We start from the raw sequence: 1,204 nt of genomic DNA, 5'->3' as shown, positions 1-1,204 counted from the left end.
TTCAGAACTAACACAGTGGACGCGAGCAACTGAGGACAAGCCCTCGGCCTATTAGTACCAGTCAGCTTCACCCGTTACCGGGCTTCCACATCTGGCCTATCAACCCAGTCGTCTACTGGGAGCCTTACCCTCTCAAGGAGGTGGGAATACTCATCTTGAAGCAGGCTTCCCGCTTAGATGCTTTCAGCGGTTATCCCTCCCGAACGTAGCCAACCAGCCATGCCCTTGGCAGGACAACTGGCACACCAGAGGTTCGTCCGTCCCGGTCCTCTCGTACTAGGGACAGCCCTTCTCAATATTCCTACGCGCACAGCGGATAGGGACCGAACTGTCTCACGACGTTCTAAACCCAGCTCGCGTACCGCTTTAATGGGCGAACAGCCCAACCCTTGGGACCGACTCCAGCCCCAGGATGCGACGAGCCGACATCGAGGTGCCAAACCATCCCGTCGATATGGACTCTTGGGGAAGATCAGCCTGTTATCCCCGGGGTACCTTTTATCCGTTGAGCGACGGCGCTTCCACAAGCCACCGCCGGATCACTAGTCCCGACTTTCGTCCCTGCTCGACCCGTCGGTCTCACAGTCAAGCTCCCTTGTGCACTTACACTCAACACCTGATTGCCAACCAGGCTGAGGGAACCTTTGGGCGCCTCCGTTACCCTTTGGGAGGCAACCGCCCCAGTTAAACTACCCATCAGACACTGTCCCTGATCCGGATCACGGACCGAGGTTAGACATCCAGCACGACCAGAGTGGTATTTCAACGGCGACTCCACCATGACTGGCGTCACGGCTTCAAAGTCTCCCACCTATCCTACACAAGCCGAACCGAACACCAATATCAAACTGTAGTAAAGGTCCCGGGGTCTTTCCGTCCTGCTGCGCGAAACGAGCATCTTTACTCGTAGTGCAATTTCACCGGGCCTATGGTTGAGACAGTCGAGAAGTCGTTACGCCATTCGTGCAGGTCGGAACTTACCCGACAAGGAATTTCGCTACCTTAGGATGGTTATAGTTACCACCGCCGTTTACTGGCGCTTAAGTTCTCAGCTTCGCAACCCCGAAAGGTCACTAACCGGTCCCCTTAACGTTCCAGCACCGGGCAGGCGTCAGTCCGTATACATCGCCTTACGGCTTCGCACGGACCTGTGTTTTTAGTAAACAGTCGCTTCTCGCTGGTCTCTGCGGCCACCCCCAGCTCA

At 56.1% G+C, this 1,204-nt stretch carries 1 rRNA gene; it reads right to left on the bottom strand.

What is annotated here, in order from left to right:
* Positions 1-31: 31 nt before the first annotated feature.
* Positions 32-1,204 (bottom strand): 23S ribosomal RNA (locus ACF059_RS32115); the annotation flags it as partial.

The organism is Streptomyces sp. NPDC016562 (assembly GCF_043076955.1).
GTDB lineage: Bacteria > Actinomycetota > Actinomycetes > Streptomycetales > Streptomycetaceae > Streptomyces.
The sequence above is the reverse complement of the archived record's forward strand: the minus strand, read 5'-3'. Positions and strand labels throughout refer to the sequence as shown.